14 protein-coding genes and 2 pseudogenes are annotated in these 16,988 nt (G+C 59.8%); 8 read left to right on the forward strand and 8 right to left on the reverse strand.

Going from position 1 to position 16,988, the window contains the following annotated elements; translation table 11 throughout:
* Positions 1-23: 23 nt before the first annotated feature.
* Positions 24-719 (reverse strand): HAD family hydrolase, encoded by a 696-nt coding sequence (locus AC0L37_RS16930; RefSeq protein WP_282222543.1) that lies wholly within the window; start codon positions 717-719, stop codon positions 24-26.
* 104 nt (positions 720-823) lie between these two features.
* On the opposite strand from AC0L37_RS16930, the pseudogene AC0L37_RS16935 reads away from it, so the two are divergent.
* The 5 genes and pseudogenes from AC0L37_RS16935 to AC0L37_RS16955 all read left to right on the forward strand — a co-directional run bounded on the left by AC0L37_RS16935 (position 824) and on the right by AC0L37_RS16955 (position 7,451).
* A pseudogene (locus AC0L37_RS16935) lies at positions 824-2,229 on the forward strand (protein adenylyltransferase SelO).
* Between the two features lie 11 nt (positions 2,230-2,240).
* Complete coding sequence (locus AC0L37_RS16940) at positions 2,241-2,795, forward strand: gamma carbonic anhydrase family protein (RefSeq protein ID WP_282222542.1); 555 nt, start codon at positions 2,241-2,243, stop codon at positions 2,793-2,795.
* Entirely contained in the window at positions 2,795-3,571 is a 777-nt protein-coding gene (locus AC0L37_RS16945) for a DeoR/GlpR family DNA-binding transcription regulator (protein WP_473313481.1), read from the forward strand. Before AC0L37_RS16940 ends, AC0L37_RS16945 begins: the two co-directional genes overlap by 1 nt.
* A gap of 82 nt (positions 3,572-3,653) precedes the next feature.
* Positions 3,654-6,350 carry a bifunctional diguanylate cyclase/phosphodiesterase gene (locus tag AC0L37_RS16950; protein ID WP_282222541.1) on the forward strand — a complete coding sequence of 899 codons (2,697 nt, stop codon included), beginning with the start codon at positions 3,654-3,656 and terminating at the stop codon, positions 6,348-6,350.
* Between the two features lie 66 nt (positions 6,351-6,416).
* The gene (locus tag AC0L37_RS16955) at positions 6,417-7,451 is read left to right on the forward strand and encodes a Gfo/Idh/MocA family protein (protein ID WP_282222540.1); all 1,035 of its coding nucleotides are present in this window, start codon (positions 6,417-6,419) and stop codon (positions 7,449-7,451) included.
* 7 nt (positions 7,452-7,458) lie between these two features.
* Here the strand turns inward: AC0L37_RS16955 and AC0L37_RS16960 are convergent, their stop codons facing one another.
* The 6 genes from AC0L37_RS16960 to AC0L37_RS16985 form a co-directional block, all read right to left on the reverse strand.
* Entirely contained in the window at positions 7,459-8,493 is a 1,035-nt protein-coding gene (locus AC0L37_RS16960) for a YihY/virulence factor BrkB family protein (protein ID WP_282222539.1), read from the reverse strand.
* A gap of 53 nt (positions 8,494-8,546) precedes the next feature.
* Positions 8,547-9,377 carry a dipeptide ABC transporter ATP-binding protein gene (locus AC0L37_RS16965; RefSeq protein ID WP_212659316.1) on the reverse strand — a complete coding sequence of 277 codons (831 nt, stop codon included), beginning with the start codon at positions 9,375-9,377 and terminating at the stop codon, positions 8,547-8,549.
* Positions 9,377-10,222: an ABC transporter ATP-binding protein gene (locus AC0L37_RS16970; RefSeq protein WP_212659315.1), complete on the reverse strand. Its 846-nt coding sequence runs from the start codon at positions 10,220-10,222 to the stop codon at positions 9,377-9,379. Before AC0L37_RS16970 ends, AC0L37_RS16965 begins: the two co-directional genes overlap by 1 nt.
* A 3-nt stretch (positions 10,223-10,225) precedes the next feature.
* The gene (locus tag AC0L37_RS16975) at positions 10,226-11,131 is read right to left on the reverse strand and encodes an ABC transporter permease subunit (RefSeq protein ID WP_212659314.1); all 906 of its coding nucleotides are present in this window, start codon (positions 11,129-11,131) and stop codon (positions 10,226-10,228) included.
* A 1-nt stretch (position 11,132) separates the two neighbouring features.
* Positions 11,133-12,140, reverse strand: coding sequence for an ABC transporter permease subunit (locus AC0L37_RS16980; protein ID WP_282222538.1), 1,008 nt, complete (start codon positions 12,138-12,140; stop codon positions 11,133-11,135).
* A gap of 178 nt (positions 12,141-12,318) precedes the next feature.
* Entirely contained in the window at positions 12,319-13,914 is a 1,596-nt protein-coding gene (locus tag AC0L37_RS16985) for an ABC transporter substrate-binding protein (RefSeq protein WP_212659312.1), read from the reverse strand.
* A gap of 222 nt (positions 13,915-14,136) precedes the next feature.
* On the opposite strand from AC0L37_RS16985, the pseudogene AC0L37_RS16990 reads away from it, so the two are divergent.
* The 3 genes and pseudogenes from AC0L37_RS16990 to AC0L37_RS17000 all read left to right on the forward strand — a co-directional run bounded on the left by AC0L37_RS16990 (position 14,137) and on the right by AC0L37_RS17000 (position 15,982).
* A pseudogene (locus tag AC0L37_RS16990) lies at positions 14,137-14,528 on the forward strand (VOC family protein).
* A 29-nt stretch (positions 14,529-14,557) separates the two neighbouring features.
* Positions 14,558-15,031, forward strand: a complete 474-nt coding sequence (locus AC0L37_RS16995) for a hypothetical protein (RefSeq protein WP_269372014.1) — start codon at positions 14,558-14,560, stop codon at positions 15,029-15,031.
* A 12-nt stretch (positions 15,032-15,043) separates the two neighbouring features.
* On the forward strand, positions 15,044-15,982 hold the full coding sequence (locus tag AC0L37_RS17000; protein WP_282222537.1) for an aldo/keto reductase: 939 nt from the start codon (positions 15,044-15,046) through the stop codon (positions 15,980-15,982).
* 48 nt (positions 15,983-16,030) lie between these two features.
* Here the strand turns inward: AC0L37_RS17000 and AC0L37_RS17005 are convergent, their stop codons facing one another.
* Positions 16,031-16,969, reverse strand: a complete 939-nt coding sequence (locus AC0L37_RS17005) for a Gfo/Idh/MocA family protein (protein WP_282222536.1) — start codon at positions 16,967-16,969, stop codon at positions 16,031-16,033.
* Positions 16,970-16,988 lie beyond the last annotated feature (19 nt).

Raw genomic sequence — 16,988 nt, forward strand, 5'->3', positions numbered from 1 at the left:
CTGCCGGACGCATCAAAAGCAGCTCAGATCGAGCGCTCACGAAGCTCGAAAGCGGCGCGACGGACGTGGTTGAGACTGTCCATGACGGCGATGCCCAGGGCGCGGATCTCTTCACTGGGGTGGACCAGATCGGGCACCATGACGGTCTGCATGCCTGCTGCGTGCGCGGCGCGCACTCCGGCATGGCTATCCTCAAGGGCAAGACAATGCTGCGGCTCAACACGCAACCGGGTAGCAGCGGTGAGGTATGGCTCTGGATGCGGCTTTGGGTTGGTGACGTCATCGCGGGTGACGATGGTGTCGAACAACTCCAGCAGTCCTGCGGCACCAAGGTGGTGCTGGGCATGAGGATTGCGCGAGGATGTGGCAACGCCGGTGGGAATGCCCCGCTCCCGCAGTTCGCCGACCAGCTCGCGCGCCCCCGGCTTGACGGGTACGCCAGCCTGACTGCGTTCGTTCATAATGATGCGGCAGCGATGATCGAACTGGGTGTAGGGAAAGGCGACGCCGTAGGCCTCAACCAGCAATTGGTTGGTGCGTTCGTGGCTGCCGCCGATCATGGACAGATGCACGTCATCGGTCATTTCAAAACCGAGTTCGTCACAGACTTCAAACACGATCGTGCGGAAAACGCTCTCGGTGTCGAGCAGCGTGCCGTCCATATCAAAGATTACCGCCTGGAACGGGGTGAGGCGCAAAAGATCATTCTGGAGTGTCATCATGAGCCGATATAGGGCGATTTGCCTTTGGGTGCTAGGCAAATGGACGAAAGGCAGGGTTGCGCGCTGGCGAACGCAAATGGCTGTGATAGCGTTGTGCAACCATGACTGATTTCAAACCTGCCCGTCACCACGAAACCCTGGGCGATGCGTTCTATGATCGCGTTGCTGCAGCCGATTTTCCCCAAACCATATTGCGGCATCGCGATCAGCGCTGGGCCGCACGCATGGGGCTTGATGGGCTGAGTGAGGTGGACTGGCTAAGCCATTTTGGTCGTTTCACCCCCTACCCGGTTCACTGCCCGAGCCGCTGGCGCTGCGCTATCACGGACACCAGTTCCGCAGCTACAATCCCGATCTGGGTGATGGGCGCGGTTTCCTGTTCGCCCAGGGCCTTGATCTGCAAGACGGGCGGTTGCTCGATTTCGGCACCAAGGGAACCGGGCGTACACCATGGTCACGGGGTGGCGATGGGCGGCTAACCCTGAAGGGCGGGATGCGCGAGGTCCTGGCCACAGAGATGCTCGAGGCCATGGGTGTTTATACCTCAAAGAGTTTTTCGCTGGTAGAAACTGGTGAAGAACTGCAACGGGGCGACGAGCCTTCGCCGACGCGATCGGCGGCGCTAGTCCGACTTAGTCACAGTCATATCCGCATTGGCAGCTTTCAGCGTCTGGCTTATCTGCACGATACGGACGGTCTGCGCCAACTGCTCGATTATTGCATCGACACCTACTATCCCGAGTTCGCCGAAACCGAGGATCGTGCGGCGGCGTTCCTGACCGCTGTTGCGCGCAATGTCGCGCAACTGGGCGCACAGTGGATTGCGGCAGGCTTTGTGCACGGCGTGCTCAATACCGACAATATCAACATTACCGGCGAGAGCTTTGACTACGGCCCCTGGCGCTTTATCGAGCGCTATGACCCGAGCTTTACCGCCGCCTATTTTGATGAGACCGGGCTCTATAGCTTTGGCCGGCAACCTGATGCGCTGGCGTGGAACCTGACCCGGTTGGCCGAAAGCCTTGTGCCGCTCTCGAGTATTGAAGCGCTGGAGCCAGCCCTCAATACGGTGTGGCCGGCATTTCGCGCAGCCCTACCCCAGAGCATGCTGCGCCGTCTGGGACTGAAGCCAACCGACATTGAAAGCGATGGGACCTTCATCACCACCCTGTTTGAGTTTCTCGGCGCCTCACAGGCACCCTATGAACAGTTCCTGTTTGACTGGCGCGGCGGCAGCCTGAGTGCCGAACGCGCTGCAGCCAGCCCAGCGGCGGAGCACTATACCAGCGCGTCCTTTGTGCCCATTGCTGATGCCCTGGAGTCCTATGAGCCCAGCGACGACGTGAACCTGGACCACGCCTACTTTGCTCGATCACGCCCGCGCACCATGTTGATCGACGAGGTTGAAGCCATCTGGACGCCGATTGCGCAGGATGACGACTGGACGTTATTTGAAAAGACACTGGAAGAGATTGCCCAGATGCGCCAAGCATATGGCGTTGGCTGAGGAGACACGAGATGACGCTTTACGCGCTGGACGGCATCGCCCCCGAGATCGACCCGGATGTGGGCTGGATCGCGCCGACGGCCGTTCTGGTCGGGCGCGTCGTTGTGGGGGCTGAGGCAGGCATCTGGTTCGGCGTGGTCGCGCGTGGCGACAATGAAGCCATCATCATCGGCGCGCGCACCAATGTGCAGGAAAACACTGTGCTGCACACCGATATGGGCTTTCCACTGACCATCGGAGAAGGCTGCACGATTGGCCACAAGGCCATGCTGCATGGCTGCACCATTGGCGACAATACGCTGATCGGCATGGGCGCCACGGTGCTCAACGGCGCAAAGATCGGCAAGAACTGCCTGATCGGGGCCGGCGCGCTGATTACCGAAGGCAAGGCAATTCCCGATGGCTCACTCGTTGTCGGTGCGCCGGGCAAGGTCATTCGCGATCTGGACGAAGCTGCCATTGCCGGGCTGCGCAAGTCAGCCGATGCCTATGCGCGCAATGCGCGGCGCTTTGCATCCGGACTTGTCGAGGTGACAGCGCGTCCCAACGAATTCGAGCCTGCTTGATGGCCAGTGAAACAAGTGAACGCCATCGTGAGATTCTCGAACTCGCCCGGCTGCATAACCGGGTGACAGTTGACGCATTGGCGGCGCATTTCGCTGTGTCAGTGCAGACCATCCGCAAGGATCTCAACCAGCTCTGTGATCAGCGCCAGCTCAGCCGCATTCATGGCGGGGCAACCCTGCCGTCAGGGGTTGAGAATCTGGAATATGAGGCACGCCGGCGCATCTCAGCCGAGGCCAAGGATGCCATCGGCAAGGCTGTGGCCGCGCTCATACCCAATGATGCCTCGCTGTTCATCAATATCGGCACCACTACCGAAGCTGTGAGCCAGGCCCTGCTTGATCACTCCGGGCTGATGGTGGTCACCAACAATATTAATGTGGCCAATCGAATGCGGGTCTATCCGCGCTTTGAGGTGGTTATCGCGGGGGTTGTGCGGCCTTCCGATGGCGGCGTCGTGGGTGAAGCCGCCGCGGGCTTCTTCTCGCAGTTCAAGGTGGACTATGCGGTCATTGGCGCCTCGGCACTGGACGAAGAAGGTGCCCTGCTCGATTTCGATTATCGCGAGGTCAAGGTCGCGCAGGCCATCATTGCCAATGCCCGGCACGTGATCCTGGTGTCGGATCAGGGCAAGTTCAATCGAACAGCGCCGGTGCGGATCGCCCGCATCGACCAGATCGGCAGCTTCGTGACTGATCACTGTCCCTCAGAGCGCTTTCGGCAACTGTGCGCAGATGCCGGGGTCGAACTAATCGAAACCACCCGCGAACCACGTTAACCGCGCGCTAACCATGACCCCACCTTCCCCGCGATAATTAGCGAAAATCAAGGTCCAGGCCCCACACTCAGTACAGGCCAGAATGGCCATTGGGACTAGCGTTGCCGTGACCAAGACCGGGAAAATTGTGGGCGAGTATCGACATAGCTGGTTGCGGCCGACGCTGCTGCCCGCCTTGCTGGCTCTTGTGGTCTTGATAATCGGCGGTGTTTATCTCGACGCGCAGAGCACAACCATTAATCGAGAGCGAGCGCGCGCGGCAGTTTTGACCGAACTGGCGTTGATCCGCGCCAAGCTCGAAGGCAATATCAACGCCAATATCCAGTTGGTACGCGGGCTGGTTTCGACGATCTCCACCGAGCCTGACGCGATGACGCCGGAGCGCTTCGAGAAGTTGGCGCAGCACCTGTTTGCCGAGCAGAGCCAATTGCGTTCTGTAGCCATCGCTCCGGACATGATCATCACCATGACCTATCCGCTTGCCGGCAATGAGCGGGCCATCGGTTTGAACTATCGCGAGGTACCAGCGCAACGGGGCGCGGCTTTTCTTGCCCGGGCCACAGGCCGCCTCGTTCTGGCCGGTCCGGTTGACCTGGTGCAGGGTGGGCGCGGATTCGTCAGCCGCTTTCCCGTCTATGTCGACAGCGTCAATGGCCGCCGGTTCTGGGGTCTGGTCGCCGCAGTGGTTGATGTCGATGAACTCTATGCCGACAGCGGGCTGACCGATGCCGGCCTCGATATCCAAATTTCGCTGACCGGCGAAGATGCTGCCGAGCAGGGGCTGCCACCGTTCTTTGGACCAGATTTGCGAACAGCGACCGCGGTGACGGCCGAAATCGCCCTGCCCTATGGCTCCTGGACGATATCTGCAGTGCCCAAAGGCGGCTGGGATGCCGCGACCGGCGACAACTGGCTGCTGCGATTGGCCATTATTGGCGCGGGCCTTCTGATCCTGGTGCCCATTGTCGTCACCGGCCATCTGGTGGGCGAGCGTAAACTGCATTTCTTCGCGCTCAAGGGACGCGAAGCCGAGCTGAGCCGCATGTCGCGCCGCCTGGAACTGGCGCTGGACGTCTCCAAGGTGGGCGTGTGGGAACTGGATATGGCCAGTGGGCAGGAAACCTGGGACGATCGTACCAACGAGCTTTATGGCCGATTGTCAGATGGCGGTCCGCGCACCCACGAAGACTGGAAAGCGGTGGTGCATCCGGATGATCAGCAACGTGCGGAAGACGAATTCCGCCGCATGATCGATGAAGACGGCCGCTATGAGTCCGACTATCGCGTGATGCTTGCCGATGGCAGCGTGCGCCATGTGCGCTCAGTGGCCAAGCTATACTGCGCGCCTGGTGCACCCAAGAAGGTGCTGGGTGTGAATTGGGACGTGACAGCCGATGTCGAGTTGAACCTCGAGCTCAAGCGCGCGACGGCAATGACCCAGGCGCGCAATGCGGAGCTGGAATCGGCACGCGTGCGTATCGAGCACAACGCGCTGCACGATAGCCTGACCGGCCTGCCCAATCGCCGCTATCTCGACGAGATGCTGAATGGGCTGACCAATAAGGGGTTCGCCAAAGATCAATCGGTGGCGCTGCTGCACATCGATCTGGATCGCTTCAAGCAGATCAACGACACGCTGGGGCATGCGGCAGGCGACGCCATGTTGATTCATGCCAGCGCCGTACTGCGCGCCAAGTGTCGTGACAATGATTTCGTGGCCCGTATCGGCGGCGATGAGTTCGTGGTGCTGACTACGGTTGATGACAGCCATGACGAGTTGGCGGCGTTAGCGGATCGCATTGTGCGCCAGATGCGTCAGCCCGTCACCTATGAGGGTCACGAGTGCCGCTTCGGCGTCAGTATCGGCATTGCCAAGGCGTCTGGAAGCGACCTCAAAGGCAAGCAATTGCTGATCAACGCGGATATTGCGCTGTATCGGGCCAAGGCGCGCGGACGCAATTGCTTCGAGTTCTTCTCGGATGCTCTTCAGGCCGAAGTGGTCAACACCAAGCGCGTTGCCGACGAAATCCTGACCGGGCTGGAGCGCAATGAGTTCATCGCCTTCTACCAACCGCAGTTTGATGCCCGCACGCTCGACGTCGTCGGCGTGGAAGCGCTGGCCCGGTGGCAGCATCCGACCGAAGGCATCAAAGCCCCCGACAGTTTCATTCCGGTGGCTGAAGAGCTCAATGTCATGGCGACGATTGATCGGTTGATCCTGGAACAATCGCTGGCCGCACTTGATGCCTGGGAAGCCAAGGGGCTGATCGTGCCGCGCGCCTCGGTCAATGTCTCGTTGCGCCGGCTGCATGATGAAGAACTGATCACCAGTCTGCGCAAACTCGACATCACGCCCGGTCGGATTTCGTTTGAACTGGTGGAGTCGATCTACCTCGATGACAATGACGCTGTAGTCAGTTGGAACATCGACCAGATCAAGGATCTGGGCATTGATGTCGAGATCGACGACTTCGGCACCGGCTATGCCTCAATCGTGTCCCTGCAGAAACTGCGCCCGACCCGGCTCAAGATTGACCGCCAACTGGTCATGCCCATTCTCAAGGACCTGCCGCAGCGCCAATTGCTGACCTCGATCATCGACATCGGTAAATCCATGGGCATCGAGGTTGTCGCCGAAGGCGTTGAAACCATGGAGCATGCCGCGATCCTGCGTGATCTGGGCTGCGATATCCTGCAGGGCTATGCCTTTGCTCCTGCGCTCAGCGCGAAGGATCTCGAAGCGTTCCTGACCAAACAATCCTGGCGTCAGGCATCCTAGACCCTTCTCAAAACGGCTCCCATGGTCCATTGATCGCCCCAAACAGGCGTAGTGGAGGAGAGCCGGATGAGTGATGAACAGGGACGTTTCGCGATTGGTGTGATCGGCGCAGGCATGGGCGCAAAGCCACATGCGCTGGCGCTGCAGTCACTTTCCGATACCATCAATGTGCTCGGTGTGTACCGCCGCAATCGGGCGGAGCTGGACAGTTTCTGCTCGACCTATGGCTTCCCTGCCGCCGAGAGCTATGAGGCGTTGCTGGCCGATCCACGACTCGATGCCGTTCTGGTGCTGACCACACCCAATGCGCGTGAAGAGATCGTTGCCGCAGCGGCCGCAGCGGGCAAGCACGTGCTGCTAGAAAAACCTGTCGAACGGAGCGTGGCAGCTGCTGAGCGGATCGTGGCAATGTGCGACGCTGCCGATGTCAAACTGGGCGTGATCTTCCAGCACCGGTTCCGCCGGGCGTCACGCATACTGGCAGAGGCCATTGCCGAAAATCGCTACGGCCGACTTGAGGCAGTACACCTTGTGGTGCCTTGGTGGCGACCGCAGGAGGGTTATTATGACCAACCCGGCCGCGGGACGCTGGCGCAGGATGGCGGTGGGGTGTTGATCACCCAGGCGATCCACTCGCTTGACCTGATGCTGAGCCTGTGTGGTGAAGTCAAAGCCGTTACAGCCATGGCTGCGACAACGCGGCTGCACCAGATGGAAACCGAGGACTTCGTGTCAGCGGGGCTGGAGTTCGACAATGGCGCGGTGGGGGCGATGATGGCGACCACGGCCAATTTCCCGGGCGGTCCAGAAAGCCTGACGCTGAACTTTGCCGACGCCTCGGCGACGCTGACAGCGGGTAATCTGACGGTGCAGACCCGAAGCGGTGAAACCATCACCGAAGGTGAGGCCAGTCAGGGTGGTGGCGGGGCCGATCCGATGGCGTTCCCCTTCGACTGGCATGCCGCACAGATCGCTGACTTTGCCGACGCGGTACACCATGATCGTAACCCAGTCTCAACCGGTCACACCGCAATGCATGTGCACCGGCTGATTGATGCGCTGATGCGCTCTTCAAAGGAAGGCAAGCGCGTCACCGTCTAAAGGCAAATCAATTGCGGGGCGGACGCTCGTCGTCGGGAACATCCCCGCCGGCATTGCCGCCCCGCGCCGGCCAGCGTTCACCTACTGTATCGGCAACAAATGCACCGCGCTCGCCGATCGGCCTGACGGCGCCGGTGGTTGAATCCGTGGTTGTCTGGTGCTCGATCTCGGAATTGAGCGAGCCGCCCAGAATGATGATCGTGACCGAAAGCCAGATCCAGGTGAGCATACCCACAACAGCGCCGAGCGAGCCGTAGGTGGCGCTGTAATTGGAGAAATTGGCGGCGTACCAAGAGAACAGCAGCGAGGCCGCCATGATGCCCAGCGCGGCGAAGGCACTACCTGGCGTCACCCAGCGCCAGCGCGCCTCCTGTCGGCTCGGTCCCCAGCGGTAGATGGCGGACAAGGCCAACAGCAGGAAGACCAGCAGCACAAAATAGGCGCCCATCTGCACAAGGCCGTCAAAGCGGGAAAGCGAGAGCAGGCTAAGCACCACGGGCAGGACCAGCACGACGCTGACCATAACGCTGGTCAGCACCAAGCCCCCCAGAATGAAGATCAGCGCCAGCAGATTGACGGCAAAGAAATTGCGCTTCTCCTGCTCGCCATAGACCACGTTCATGGCTTCGAACAACGCCTTGATACCCGCCCCGGCGCCCCAGAGCGCGACGCTGAGCGACACCAGCAACGTAATACCAAGAGAGCGATCATCCTGGCTGGTCAGACGCACCAATTGGTCACGGATGATATCGAGTGCGCCGTCCGGCACCACGCCGGTGAGCAGGTTGAGTTGCTCGACTACGCCCGTGGCGTCGTTGAGCATTCCATAAAGGGTGACAAACAGGCTCAGAGACGGCGCCAGAGCCAGCAGCAGGAAATAGGTGACACCTGCCGCCGTCAGCAGAATGCGGTTCTCGTTGAAGCCTACAACCAGCCGATAGACGATATCCTTCCACCCTCGCCAAGGCATGGACGCGGGCGTCAGGGCGTCCCGCCCGCGATTGGGCTGACGGGCGCGATCTTGCTGGCTGGTCTGGGTCATCACAGCCCAACGCATGAAACCGGGTTAGGGCTCCATGACGCGGGGTTAGACTATCACGCCGGGATGGCGGCCTTGGCGGCGAGACGGCGACGAATGCTGTCGACATCGGAACGCGGCGTCGCAGCAAACAGGGTCTGGGTGTATTCGTGCTGCGGGTTCTGGAAGACCGCGTCGCGGCTGCCGTGTTCCACCACATCACCGAAATACATCACCATCACCTCGTCAGCGATGTAACGAACGACGCTGAGATCATGGCTGATGAAAACATAGGTCAAACCAAACTCGTCCTGGAGATCCTTGAGCAGGTTGAGAATCTGGGCCTGAACCGACAGGTCGAGTGCAGAGACGGGCTCATCCAGCACCAGAAAGCTCGGATTGAGCATCAACGCCCGGGCGATGGCAACGCGCTGGCGCTGCCCGCCCGAGAACATGTGCGGATAGCGATTGAAGTGCTCTGGCCCCAGACCAACCTTGACCAGCATGGCCATCGCCTTGTCCCGACGATCGGCAGCCGACATTTTGGTGTTGAGCATGAGCGGCTCGGCCAGCACGTCGCCGATTTTCTGGCGCGGATTGAGCGACCCATAGGGGTTCTGAAAAACGATCTGCACCTTCTGGCGCATCTGGTGGGTGACGTGGCGGGCATCAACGGCTTCACCATCGATCAGGATTTCGCCCGAGGTCGGTGGATCGATCAATGTGATCATGCGGGCCAATGTGGACTTGCCACAACCGCTTTCACCGACCACGGCCAGCGTCTTGCCCTTTTCGAGTGTGAAGTTCACGCCCTTTACGGCATGAACGACCTTGGCGGGCCGCAGGAAGCCACCGGAGCTGACATAGTCGCGCTTGAGATTGCGGACTTCGAGAACGGGGGCAGCCATCAATTCACTCCCGGAGCGGGTTCAAAGACGAAATCGGATACCGTCGGCAAACGATCGCCAACGGCGTTTTCCGGCAGCGCCGAGAGCAGCGCCCGCGTGTAGTTCGATTGCGGGTTTTCGAACAGCGAAAGCACGTCGGCTTCCTCCATCTTGTGGCCCTTGTATTGCACGATGACGCGGTCGGCCGTTTCTGCAACCACGCCCATATCGTGGGTGATCATGATCAGCCCCATGCCGTGCTCAACCTGCAGGCTGACCAGCAGATCAAGGATCTGTTTCTGAATGGTCACGTCCAGCGCCGTTGTGGGTTCATCGGCGATCAGCAGCTTTGGATTGCAGGCGATGGCCATGGCGATCATGACGCGCTGGCACTGGCCACCGCTCATCTGGTGGGGAAAAGCGCCCAAGCGTTCAGCCCCATCGGAGATGCCCACAAGCTGGAGCAATTCAACAGCGCGATCACGCGCAGCCTTGCCATTGAGCCCCATGTGCATGCCGAGAACTTCTTCGATCTGGAAGCCGACGGTGAAGCAGGGGTTCAGACTGGCCACAGGCTCCTGGAAGATCATCGCAATATCCTTGCCAATGATCTTGCGCTTGTCCGCGGCATTCATTGACAGAAGGTCGAGGCCTTCAAATTCCATTTTGTCAGCAGTCACTGTGGCTGTTGAGGGCAAAAGACCCATCACCGCCAGCATGGCCACGGACTTACCCGAACCCGACTCGCCAACGATGGCCAGCACTTCGCGCGCATCGACAGACACATCGATGCCATCGACGGCCTTGAACAGGCCAGCGGAGGTATCGAAGGAGACCGAGAGATTTTTGATTTCAAGCAGGGCCATGGATCAGCTCCTCTTGAGCTTGGGATCAAGCGCGTCCCGAAGGCCGTCGCCGATCAGATTGATTGCCAGAACGGTCACCAGAATGGCCAGACCGGGGAACGTCACCACCCAGGGTGCGCGCAGGATGAACTCGCGGGCCGAAGCCAGCATCGTGCCCCACTCAGGCGTTGGTGGCTGCGCCCCCATGCCCAGAAAGCCCAAGGCGGCCGCTTCCAGAATGGCGTTGGAGAAGCTCAGCGTGGCCTGCACGATCAACGGCGCCAGGCAATTGGGCAGGATAGTGATCAGCATCAGGCGAATGTGGCTGGCGCCAGAAAGCTTGGCTGCCGTCACATATTCTCGGTTCTTTTCAGCCATGACTGCCGCGCGGACCAGTCGGGCAAAGTGCGGTTGCAGCACCAGAGCGATGGCGACCATGGCATTGAACAGGCCCGGCCCGAGAATAGCCACAAGCACCAGTGCCAGCAGCAATGAGGGGAAGGCCAGGATCACGTCCATGACGCGCATGATGGCAGCATCCACCCAGCCACCGAAATAGCCGGCCAGCACGCCCAGGATGACACCGACAAACAGCGCGCCGGTGACAACGAACAGACCGATGAACAGGGAATAGCGCGCGCCATAGATCAGGCGGCTCAGCATGTCGCGCCCCACAGGGTCGGTACCGAGCAGGAAGCGGGGATCGCCCATGGCATCCCAGACCGGTGGGGTCAGGATAGCATCGCGATATTGTTGATCGGGCGAATAGGGCGCCAGCAAGGGAGCGAAGATGGCCACCAGGACGAGCAGCACAAAGACGACCAAGCCAATGACGGCACCGCGATTGACGGCGAAATAGTGCCAGAACTCACGGAACGCAGCCGCATTGCTGACCTTGGTCGGGGTGGGAGTGGAAGTTGCCTCGGTCATGTTATTTCACCCTGATGCGCGGATTGATGACCGCATAGAGCAGGTCGACCAGAAGGTTCACCGCCATGACGATCAGTGCGATGAGCAGCAGTCCGGACTGCACCACCACATAGTCGCGCTTGGCGATGGAATCGATCATCCACTTGCCGATGCCCGGCCAGGAGAAGATGGTTTCAGTGAGGATGGCGCCGCCCAGCAGCAGACCAACCTGCAGACCTATGGTGGTGACCACCGGGATCAGTGCATTACGCAGGGCGTGCACATTGACCACCCGACGGGGCGACAGGCCCTTGGCGCGAGCGGTGCGGACATAGTCCTCGCCGAGCACTTCAAGCATGGCCGAACGGGTCTGGCGGGCGATCACTGCCAGCGGGATGGTGCCCAACACCACCGCGGGCAGGATGAGATGGCGCAGCGCCGAAACAAAGGCTGGCCAGTTGCCGTACAGCAGGGTGTCGATCAGCATGAAGCCGGTGATCGGGCGCAGGAAGAACATCAGGTCGAGACGGCCTGAGACCGGGGTCCAGCCGAGATAACCCGAAAAGAAGATGATGAGCAGCAGGCCCCACCAGAAAATGGGCATGGAGTAACCCGTCAGGGCGACACCCATGGTGAGCTGATCAAACCAGGAGCCGCGATTGACGGCAGCGAAAATGCCGGCCGGGATGCCAATGCCGACCGCCAGGATCATTGCGACCGAAGCCAGCTCGATCGTGGCGGGGAACAGGGTCAGGAATTCGGTGATTACGGGTCGCTTGGTGGACAGCGAGATGCCGAAATCGCCCTGCAGCACGCCCCAGACATAATTGAAGTATTGCTGCCAGATGGGCAGGTTGTAGCCGAACTGTTCTTTGAGAATTTCGTAGCGCTCAGGCGTCACGCCGTGCTGGCCAGCCATGGCCAGAATGGGGTCGCCGGGCAGCACACGCACAAAGGCGAAGGCGCAGATTGAGATGCCAATAATAGTCGGCAGGATCAGCGCAAGTCTGCGCAGAATGTAAGTGAACATGAACGGGTTTTGCCCTGGTGCAGCGATCAGCGGATGCTGTTTCGCCTGCGTTTCCTGATGTGGCGGGGGCTTTGTCGGGGGCCGTTGATCGGCGCCTCCTGCCCTGCACTTAATCCAAAGGGGAGCCCCGTTCCGGTGACCGGATCGAGGCTCCTGATTGTGACCGTGAGGCCTTGGCTTATTCGGCGATATCGACGCCGACGAAGCTATGGGTACCCAGCGGGCTCATCTTGTAGTTCTGCACCTTGTTGCTCATGGGCATGAACACACGGCTGTGGGCCAGGGTCATTGCAGGCTCATCAGCCTTGAAGATTTCCTGAGCCTTCTTGTAGAGCTCGGTGCGCTTGGCCGGATCAGAAGTGGTCTTGGCTTCCTGAATGACAGCCTCGAACTCTTCATTGCACCAGGACGAGTAGTTCGACACGCCGATGGCCGAGCACGAGAACAGGGTGGCGAAGAAGTTGTCTGGATCACCATTGTCACCAGTCCAACCGATCTGGAATGGACCCTTGCGGTCTTCCAGCTTGCCGCGTGTGCGGTACTCGGTCCACTCGTAGGAGACGATGTTGGCGGTGACGCCGACAGCAGCCCAGTCAGCCTGAATCAGCTCAGCAATACGCTGGGCATTGGGGTTGTATGGGCGCGACACGGGCATGGCCCACAGATCGGTGGTCAGCTCGGTGACGCCGGCATCAGCCAGCATCTGCTTGGCCTTTTCCGGATCATAAACGTCAGCCGGGATCGAGTCGTCATAGGACCACATGGTGGGTGGGATCAGGTTCTTGGCGTCCTGGCCAGCACCCTGATACACGGCTTCGATGATCGCAGCCTTGTCGATCGCCATGGTCAACGCCTTGCGGACATTGACGTCGTCGAATGGTGCTTCGGTCACATTGTAGGACATGTAGCCGATGTTAAGGCCTTCCTGCTCCATGACGGTCAGGTTGTCATCACCCTGCAACATGGCGATATCGGCTGGTGCCGGGTACGGCATGATATCGCATTCGCCGGCCAGCAGACGCTGGGCACGGACCGATGGATCGGTGGTGATCGCGAAGATCAGATCATCGATTGGCTGCTTGCCATCCCAGTAGTCAGGGAAAGCGGCATAGCGGATGACGGTGTCGAGCTGGTAATCAACGAACTGGAACGGACCAGTGCCGATTGGCTGGGTAGACAGCGCTGCCATGTTGCCGTCAGCTTCGAGCTTGTCAGCGTATTCCTTCGACATGATCGAAGCAAAGTCCATGGCCAGGTTGGCGACCATTGGTGCATTTGGTTCGTTCAGCACAAAGGTGACCGTGAGGTCGTCATCCTTGCGGATTTCCTTGATGAAGCTGGGCATGTCCATGCCCTGGAAGTAGTCCCAGCTCATGCCGTCGAGGTAAGCGAACCAGGCGTTGTCTTCCTTCCACTGACGCTCAAACGAGAAGATCACGTCATCGGCGTTCAGATCACGCGTTGGCGTGAAATATTCAGTGGTGTGGAACTTGGCGCCAGCACGCAGGTGGAAGGTGATTTCCGTGCCGTCTTCCGAAACGTCCCAGCTCTCAGCGAGACCGGGAATGACGTCCGTGCTGCCGGGAGCGAACTCGACCAGGCGGTTGTAGATGGTGCGCGAAGACGCGTCAAAATCGTTGCCACCAGTGGTTGGACCTGGATCGAAATGGGCAGGCGATGCTTCGGAGCAGTAGACCAACTGCTTGGCCTGCGCTGCGCCGGCAGCGAGCGCCAAAACGGCGGTTGCTGCGAGCAGCGTTTTCATCAATTTCATGATTGTTGTCTCCCGATTAGTTTATGCACCCGGCTTCCCGACCGGGGCTTGGGCGTCAACAAAGCCTAGAATCTAAGGGAGTGCAATGGGGGAGTTTGACCATTTGGTCAATTTGATGACGGGTAGAACACGATTCCATGACACTGGACGGTTCTTGGATGATCCGTTCGGCAAGCGATCAACGGCCTTGACCCTCCACAGGCGCTGGTGATCCATAGCGATATGACACAATCCATCGCCACCATGACCCTCGTCGTTGCAGATTATGATGCAGCGATCACTTTTTACCGTGAGCAACTCAGCTTTGTCCTGATTACCGATACCGATATGGGCGACGGCAAGCGCTGGGTGCTCGTTGCGCCCGAGGGTGGACGCGGCACGCGACTGCTATTGGCCAAGGCGGACGGCGCCGAGCAATCGAACGCTGTCGGCAACCAGACCGGTGGTCGCGTGATGGGCTTTCTCGAAACCGATGACTTTGGCACGGACCATGCGGCCATGGTCGCCCGCGGCGTCAAGTTTCTCGAAGCCCCCGATATGAAGCGTATGGTTCGGTGGCGGTGTTTGAAGACCTCTATGGGAACAGATGGGACCTTATCGAACCCAAGCTCTGATATCGGGCATTGTCGCTATGGGCCTGCTGATGGCGGCGTCCCTACGGGCTCAGGAAGCGGGCTGGCACTATTCTGCGCTGCCCGGGGAAGGCGACCGCGCCACCATGGGGTGCGATCGCGATGCGTCGCCAGCGGCATTTTCATGTCTGGTCGTGCGCTGCGAGGACGATTTCAGCACCGGTGTTTACGTTCACACCAGTCGGGTTGAGGACAGCGGGCGCTGGGAGATGACGCTAGACCGCGAAAACCGCAGTCCCGTCGCCGAAGCCACCGCAGCCCCTTATGGGGCACGGTTTGGTTCGGATGCCGGCTGGCTGCTGGAACGCCTTGAGCAAGGCAGCTTTGTCTATCTGCGCCACAGTGACGATACGAATGAGCCGTTCCGATATATCAGCCTGTCGGGTTCGCTATACGCCATCAACCACGCTCTGGCCTGGTGCGCGCCGCGCGCGCCAGCAGCCGAACAAATACCCGCGCCAGACGTTACCCCCGTCGAACCATAACGGAGAATCATCATGGACCGCCGACCTCTTGGACGCAGCGAACTCGTTATCGAACCTCTAGTTCTGGGCGGCAACGTCTTTGGCTGGACCGTTGATGAAGAGAAGGGCTTTGAAATACTGGACGCCTATGTCGAGGCAGGCTTTACCGCCATTGATACCGCCGAGGGTTATCCCAATTGGGTGCCAGGCAATCCTCCGGGCATGAGCGAAACGATCATCGGAAAGTGGATGAAGGCCCGCGGCAATCGCGACGCAGTGCAGATCTTCACCAAGGTCAATTCGGGGCGTGCGGCAGGTGGACTGAGCGCACAGGCGATCCACGATGGCATCGAGGCGTCGCTCAAACGGCTGCAGACCGACTATATCGACCTCTATTTCAGCCACTGGCCCGATGCAGAAACCAGCCATGAGGAAACGCTGGGCGCCTATGATCCGCTAGTGCGGTCTGGTCGTGTGCGGGTGCTAGGCGCCTCCAACTACACGGCTGAAATGGTGCGCGCCGCCGAAGAGACATCGGTCATCAAGACCCTGCCGCGCTACGAAGTGCTGCAGCCGCGCTATAATCTCTATGACCGTGAAGAGTTTGATGCCCTGCGCGAAGTGGTGCTCGAAGAAGAACTGGGTACCATCGTCTATTTCAGCCTCGCCTCGGGCTTCCTGACAGGAAAATATCGCAGCAAATCCGACTTCAGCAAATCGCAGCGTGGCGGCGGGATGGAGCAATATCTCGACGCCAAAGGCGAGGCCATTCTAGCGGCGCTGGACACAGTGGCAGCGGCCAATAACGCCACACCAGCCGAGGTTTCGCTGGCATGGCTGGTGGCGCAAAAGGGCGTCACAGCCCCAATTGCCTCGGCCACTTCGGTCGAGCAGGTAAAGAGCCTGGCCAAGGGCGTCCGGCTCAAACTCAGCGATGCCGACCTCAAGACCCTGACGAACGCAGGCCACTAACGCGGCCGGAACGAGACCTTCCTGTCATGGAGGGTCTCGTTGTTCGGGCTACCAATGGAAATCGGGACCGTTGACGCGCGCGCCCATCAGGAACACGTCCGACATCAGACGGAATGGCGTGGCGTCGACATCGCTGTTGTGAGCGTCGAGCAAGTCAGCGAAGCGGTCATACATGGCTGCGTATTCACCATCGCCATGTTCAAGCACGACCGTATCGTTGATCTTGAGCGTGCGTCCGCCACCCTCAAGCTTGACGATGTCGCCGGTGCCAGTTTCGAAGCGGATGGTCCAGATCTCGCCACTCTCTTCGAGCCAGTTGAAGCCAGCTGAAAGTTCTGGTTTGTGCGCCTGGCCGGATTTGAAGGTAATCTCCACATCGATAGGCGTCTGCCGATTGGCCGGAAAGGTGAGCGTGCTGGACTGCACAAAGACCGGATAGGGCATGACCTTTGTAAAAATCGAAAAGGCATTGATGCCGGGATCGCAGACACCAAAGCCACCGGGCTCCCAGACCCAATCCTGACCTGGATGCCATTTGCGCACGCTTTCGCGCCAATCGATGCGGGCGGCCGTTACACCCTGCTCGGCCAGAATCGCCTTGGCGCGATCCACTGCCGGATTATATTGGCTGTGCCAAGTCTGATACAGAACCCGGTCGAGCCGCTTGGCATGGGCGACCAGATCATCGAGTTCAGAGACTGTCGTGGTCGGCGGCTTTTCCATCATCACATCCTTGCCAGCGTCGAGCGCCTCGCGGACATATTGATGGCGAATGCCGGGCGGCGTGCAGATCGAGACGATCGCAATTTCAGGCATGGCGGCATAAAGCTCGGCAGGCGTCTTGAACACGGGCAGGCCGTTATGGGCCAGACCACGAGTCGAAACGGTCGCGGCCAGTTCAAAGTCCTCGGAATTGTCGATCACCGGCAGGTGCTGGTCCTGGGCGATCTTGCCGACACCGATAACGGCGATCTTGCGTTTGGCCATGATCTGGCTCCTCCGGAAA

The sequence above is a fragment of the Devosia sp. J2-20 genome (genome assembly GCF_055808475.1).